Below are 5,239 nucleotides of genomic sequence, written 5' to 3'. Positions count from 1 at the left end.
GGTAACCTCAACCGCCGCAGGCAGCAGCCACCGCAGCAGAAACAGGATGCTCGCGACTACGCCCAGCGGCAACGACAAAACCAGAAACAGTCCACTACTGGAAAGGAACTCTAATGCAAGAGCGTAACCCAACAGCCGATATTGATCAGGCCCTAGCAGATGAACTTAAAACCGTCATGGCCGCTGTTAAACGGCGTATTGCGCAGGCCCGTGACCGTGCCCACCATTCTCATCACAGCATTGAGGACCAGGGCCGGAACCACCACGAATACTCCCGCATCTATCAGTCGCAGTGGTGGGACAATGCTACCGGGGCCGATGCGTATCATGTGATACATTCTGCACGCTCCCGGGCCGCAGAGGATCCTGAAGCAGCCCGCGCGCTAGAGTACCTAGAAGAGCAATTCAGGATCCGGTACGGTGTTCGTACAGAAGATTTTCTGGGGTACCTCCACGATAGTGGCCGTGATGAGCGAGCTCTTCAGCGGAACGAAGAAGAAATCGCGCAACGGCTGGAAAACATCTCCGACAGTGAGTACGGGAAAGCCCTCCACAGCCACGATCCGCACGAATCAGCAGAGCATCAGGCTGCTGATTATCAAGCACACACTGACGCGGCAGAGCACTGGGATCAGGCAGAGCAGCGTGAGGAACGAGCCGTGTACTACGAAAACCGGTTCGACCGTGAGACTGCTCAATCCATGACGCTTACTGATAAATCTCTAGGAGTGCACCCCCACCAAGCGCTTAAACAGGCCAAACCAGCCCACCAGCAGCAGAAGCCAGCACGCCAAGGGCGCACTCAAAACATCCGCCGTCAACGAGAACTTTCCCGCTAAAAAACAGGTGGACACAGAGGTTAGTTTCCTCTGCGCCCACCTGTCAATAGAAAGAATGAGGCACTATATAAGTACCAGTGTAAGATCTCTATAAGCCGGCTAGAAGAGCCACAATAAACTATATAGAGCCTATCCCCGCAACGACCCTTCGTACACCCCTATCATAGAGATGATCTGCTCGGCGCTGGATCAAGTTTTTCTTACTCTAAAATAGTACCATAGTCATACTAGATACTGAAAGAAGCTCTTCATGGCACGTCGGAGGAAGTCCTCAGAACGTCTCTTCACACTGCATATTGCTCGTACCCGAGATATTAACTACCCTAATTTTCTACGAGCTAATGCTGATGCAGAACGTATCGCCTTTGTCGACGAAACATACTATGCTCCACGTACCGATAAGACAAGTCTAGTTCATCCAGGCTACTATGCCTTATCCGCCACAGTCGTTGAAGCAGAAGATATCGATGCACGTGAGCTACTTAAAGAAGCCAATGATGGGCATTCCTATTGGCATACCAGTGAAGCATACGATGACGCGGGGCTACAAGAAGATAATGATAAATACTGGCTCCGGCGCGAGAATATCTGGCCCATGCTCACCGCTGTTGGGGAGTACGCTATTGCTGGTAATAATGTCATTACCTTACACACCTATATCCCACTTGCCTATAGCCGCTCTTCCCAAAACACTTTACTAGAAGGTGCCCGTGCTGAAACGTTAACCGCGCTGACCAAAACCCTAGCACTCCGGGAGGATTACCCTGTTGATACGTTCGTTTTTGAACGCCGGGATCAAGGAGCCGGAGATGCCATTGATAAGCGGACTCTGCGCCGTTTGTACGATAACCGGGTAATCCCACGTTTAAATGTTGCCTACACATCCCCTTCAACCGAGCCCCTGTTATGGGGTGCTGACTTACAGGCATGGGCCACAGGCCGTCTCATTCGAGAAGCAGATCCACAGTGGCTAAAACACGCGGATATGCTACACACCATCTACGACACCCACACCCTTGAGCCTCTGACCCTTAAAGAAATACACCGCCCAATACCCCACCGCACCTTTAACCCCACGCACATAGACCTAGCAGCGGCCCCCGCAAAAACGCTTCTCTACCTACAAGCTGGAGGAACCAGCCGTGAAGAAGCCCGCATCACCTACACCACTGCCGCACGCTCCCGGACACTTTTAACCGGCCCTAATAATAACGAGACGAAAAACGAAAACTACCGGCGGGCACGCACCGAATCTGAAGCCCACCAGATAAACGCCGCACACGCCCAAGATCTCACCATTGGCCGCGGGTACACCACACCCCTTCAAACCAAAGCCACTCACGAGCTGGCTCACCGGGCAGAACAGCAGCAGCTCTCCCCCGAGGTACAACGGATCCACGAACAGATGCAGGCATCCTTCGGTAACCTGGGAAAAACCACACAAACTTCAGCCCCCACAGGGAAGACTCAACCCAGCCCCCGGGCACCTCGGCACCCATCCCGTGGCACCGGCCAAGAACCCGGGCGGGGCCTAGGCTAAGGGGCTTAAGGGCCTGTCTTACTCTTCACATACGCATCGTACTCTCCCGCCGTGTCCACAGCAGTTACTTTCCACACCTGCGGCCGTTCCGCTTCCCGGTGCATCAACACGAAATACGGGCCGATCCCGGTCTGTACCTTCACCCGAACCGTATACCGATTTCCTTCCCGAATCGTTGGATCCTGCACAATCTCACCACTACCGTTCACCTCCGATTTAAAAGCTTTCGTCGGGGTCTTCGGCCCATACCTATTCTGTAGCTCAGCACTGACCAACGGATAAAATTCTTCCGACCACTGCTGATAATCTTTACCCGACACAAAAGCTTTCATCGCATCTTCCGCCCCACGTACCGCACGCGCTTTATCCTCATCAGTTAACTCAGCAACCGGGGTAAATGATGCTTCTTGCGAATACCCCTTCACCCCGCTAAGCGGGCTCGCATCTAACGAACTGCTCGCTGAAGATGCTGCACTCGTGGAGGCAACAGACGCAGAAGAGCTTGACTGCGCCGTCGCCGAAGAAGCAGTGCTCTCCCCCGAACCCCCGCACCCAGTCACAGCGATAGCACCGCCCAGAAGCATCAGGACACCCACCATTTTCTGAGATATCATAACGTGATCTCCTTTCCTTATTTACCCTGTTTCGGGATGTACAAGAACGCTGACGGGGCATCATTCGCGGTTTTCCGGGTGTAATACTTATGATCGTTCGGCGCAGCCAACCCGTTATACCCCTCTTCCATAAACGTCCCATCCTCATAGACTTCTTTCACCACGGCCACATGCCCAAAGGACGACGCGCCAGCCTGCCCCGGCGCGTACCACACCACGGCACCGACCACAGGTTTCTTCCCAGAGCCCCAGCCCTTACTATCCCAGTGACCTTGCCACGTCAAAGCAGACCCAGGACTGAAGAACGTAATATTATTCTCATCACCACCAGTCTGCTGAATCACACGCCACGCCGCGAACGCCGTGCACTCCGACGGGTACGAATGCGTCGGATCCGGCTGATCCGGGCAATTCTCCTCATTCCCATCACAATGCGGCATATCCCGCCACGGGTAATCATCATTCCCACTGACGCTACCATCGTGAGCATCAGCCCCCGATCCAGACCCGTCCTTCTTTTGACATTCCTTCCCCTGAGCCTGCTGATTCTGTTTCTGATCTGAAGATTTCTTCTCTGAATCCTGCTGGTGAGATTCCCGGATCGAGGTATCCGCCTCCCCAACCGACGAGTTCTCCTCTACCCCCAAATCCTTAACAATCTGCTGATACTGCGGCCAATACCCACGAATCATCGGAGCATAATCCGCGTTCTCATCCCCGCTATGCCCATTACTTGAGGCAGCCCCACCCGAGCGTGCAATCACAGAATACGGGCCAGCATTATAGCTACGCAGCACAATATCTATCTCATCGCCCGGCACATTATTCTCCCGCATAATCCGGCGAATATCTTTGATATACCGCCCCATAGCAGGAATCGCATCATGAGGATTAAAAGGATCACCCTGCCCATACGACGGCCACGTCCCAGGCATAAACTGCCCCACGCCCTGCGCCCCTGAGGGCGACACAATTTTTGGGTTCCACCCCGATTCCTGCTGAATCGTTGCAGCAATCAGCGACACCGGGAACCCGCTCACCCGTGAGGCTTCTTGCAGCTCTGGCAAATAATTCTTCACATTCTCCGCCGCGTCATTACTCACCGGGGCAGCACCCGCCGCTGACCCGCTCTTATTGTAGGATTTTTGAACCCCGCCCCCATGTGAATCCTCGGAGCAATCCTCGACACTAGTTGCGCCCGCACCCAGAAACATAATCAACGACATCACGATCCCCAGCACCAGCAGAATAGGAGCCGCGACAACAAACACCGCACCTTTAGAATTCATGAAAACCTCACCGACCAATAACTCAAAAAATAGACCCGCACCACACCCCCGCTCTTCCGAGGTATGCTCAGCTCATCTGGGAAAAAAGCCCCTCTGGGAACGGGGTAATAATAAACGCCTCACGCTCATACCGTTCCGCGCAATGCTGCCCGTTTTCGCAATACCTAAACGGGCCGCTCGACGACATTAACAGCGGTAAATGATGATCTACATGATCCCGCCACCACGCACTTAGCGTCTCTGGCTCTTTCCGGGCCTGCTCCCACGTCAACCACAAAGCAGTCAGCCGCTCCAAAGCCTCAGGATGCGTCCACCACTGCGAACACCAAAACGTCTCACGGTTATTCACTTTCCGATTCACCATCAGCAGCAGCCACTCATGCACAAACGCCCCCACATGCGGGAAAAAATACTCAGGTGCGCTCATAACCGGCCCCCTTGCTCAGCACCAGACCGCGTTACCCTCCGCGCCGGGTCATACGCCTCTAACGAGGCGTTCACCGCCGCCGCGTGCTCCCCGGCATACCACGGGATGGTCTTCACCAGCACCGCAGGAGCACCTGAGGCGAACACCACCGCCCGCCCACGCGGTAACGCCGACAAATCAGAAACGTCCATAATCCGGTCTTTCCGATCCACATCCACGCTAGACGAGGCCCCATGCTGCCGAGAATACGACCGTGACACATTCGTATACGTATAATCCCCAATCAGCTGGGACAGCTCGGAAAGGAACTGAGCCTCAGACACCCCGCCGCCGTAAACCTTAATATTCGCCGCTGACCACAGCTTCCGCATCCCGTCCTGACCCCAGACAGCAACCCCCTGAGACCAAGACTGCAAAATCGTGCACACAACAATCCCACGGGAACCATAATGCGAATAAAGATTCGGCAGCTCAGCCCACCGGCACACATTCGCTGCCTCGTCCAGCATCACCACCATCGGGGTACTCAG

The 5,239-nt window shown here is 54.5% G+C and carries 6 protein-coding genes; 2 read left to right on the top strand and 4 right to left on the bottom strand.

Annotated elements, in window-relative coordinates; translation table 11 throughout:
- Positions 1–113 precede the first annotated feature (113 nt).
- Together D8M41_RS11285 and D8M41_RS11280 are read left to right on the top strand one after the other, a co-directional pair.
- The gene (locus tag D8M41_RS11285; RefSeq protein WP_126927057.1) at positions 114–839 is read left to right on the top strand and encodes a hypothetical protein; all 726 of its coding nucleotides are present in this window, start codon (positions 114–116) and stop codon (positions 837–839) included.
- 250 nt (positions 840–1,089) lie between these two features.
- A complete protein-coding gene (locus tag D8M41_RS11280) occupies positions 1,090–2,379 on the top strand; it encodes a hypothetical protein (protein ID WP_126927056.1) in 1,290 nt (429 codons plus the stop codon).
- Positions 2,380–2,384: 5 nt separating this feature from the next.
- On the opposite strand, the gene D8M41_RS11275 is transcribed toward D8M41_RS11280, so the two are convergent.
- The 4 genes from D8M41_RS11275 to D8M41_RS11260 form a co-directional block, all read right to left on the bottom strand.
- Positions 2,385–2,993: a carbonic anhydrase gene (locus D8M41_RS11275; RefSeq protein WP_126927055.1), complete on the bottom strand. Its 609-nt coding sequence runs from the start codon at positions 2,991–2,993 to the stop codon at positions 2,385–2,387.
- A gap of 17 nt (positions 2,994–3,010) precedes the next feature.
- Positions 3,011–4,282, bottom strand: coding sequence for a lytic transglycosylase domain-containing protein (locus D8M41_RS11270; RefSeq protein ID WP_126927054.1), 1,272 nt, complete (start codon positions 4,280–4,282; stop codon positions 3,011–3,013).
- A gap of 67 nt (positions 4,283–4,349) precedes the next feature.
- Entirely contained in the window at positions 4,350–4,709 is a 360-nt protein-coding gene (locus tag D8M41_RS11265; RefSeq protein WP_037233288.1) for a DUF4913 domain-containing protein, read from the bottom strand.
- On the bottom strand, positions 4,706–5,239 hold a 534-nt coding region (locus tag D8M41_RS11260), incomplete at its 5' end, for a TraG/TraD/VirD4 family protein (RefSeq protein WP_153269379.1). The genes D8M41_RS11265 and D8M41_RS11260, both read right to left, overlap by 4 nt.

The organism is Rothia sp. HSID18069, from assembly GCF_003989155.1.
GTDB classification, from domain to species: domain Bacteria; phylum Actinomycetota; class Actinomycetes; order Actinomycetales; family Micrococcaceae; genus Rothia; species Rothia aeria.
The sequence above is the reverse complement of the archived record's forward strand: the minus strand, read 5'-3'. Positions and strand labels throughout refer to the sequence as shown.

Excerpts from the sequence above, each read along its gene's own strand:
- D8M41_RS11285 (WP_126927057.1), top strand. The coding sequence starts at position 114 with ATGCAAGAGCGTAACCCAACAGCCGATATTGATCAGGCCCTAGCAGAT.
- D8M41_RS11280 (WP_126927056.1), top strand. The coding sequence starts at position 1,090 with ATGGCACGTCGGAGGAAGTCCTCAGAACGTCTCTTCACACTGCATATT.
- D8M41_RS11275 (WP_126927055.1), bottom strand. The coding sequence starts at position 2,993 with ATGATATCTCAGAAAATGGTGGGTGTCCTGATGCTTCTGGGCGGTGCT.
- D8M41_RS11270 (WP_126927054.1), bottom strand. The coding sequence starts at position 4,282 with ATGAATTCTAAAGGTGCGGTGTTTGTTGTCGCGGCTCCTATTCTGCTG.
- D8M41_RS11265 (WP_037233288.1), bottom strand. The coding sequence starts at position 4,709 with ATGAGCGCACCTGAGTATTTTTTCCCGCATGTGGGGGCGTTTGTGCAT.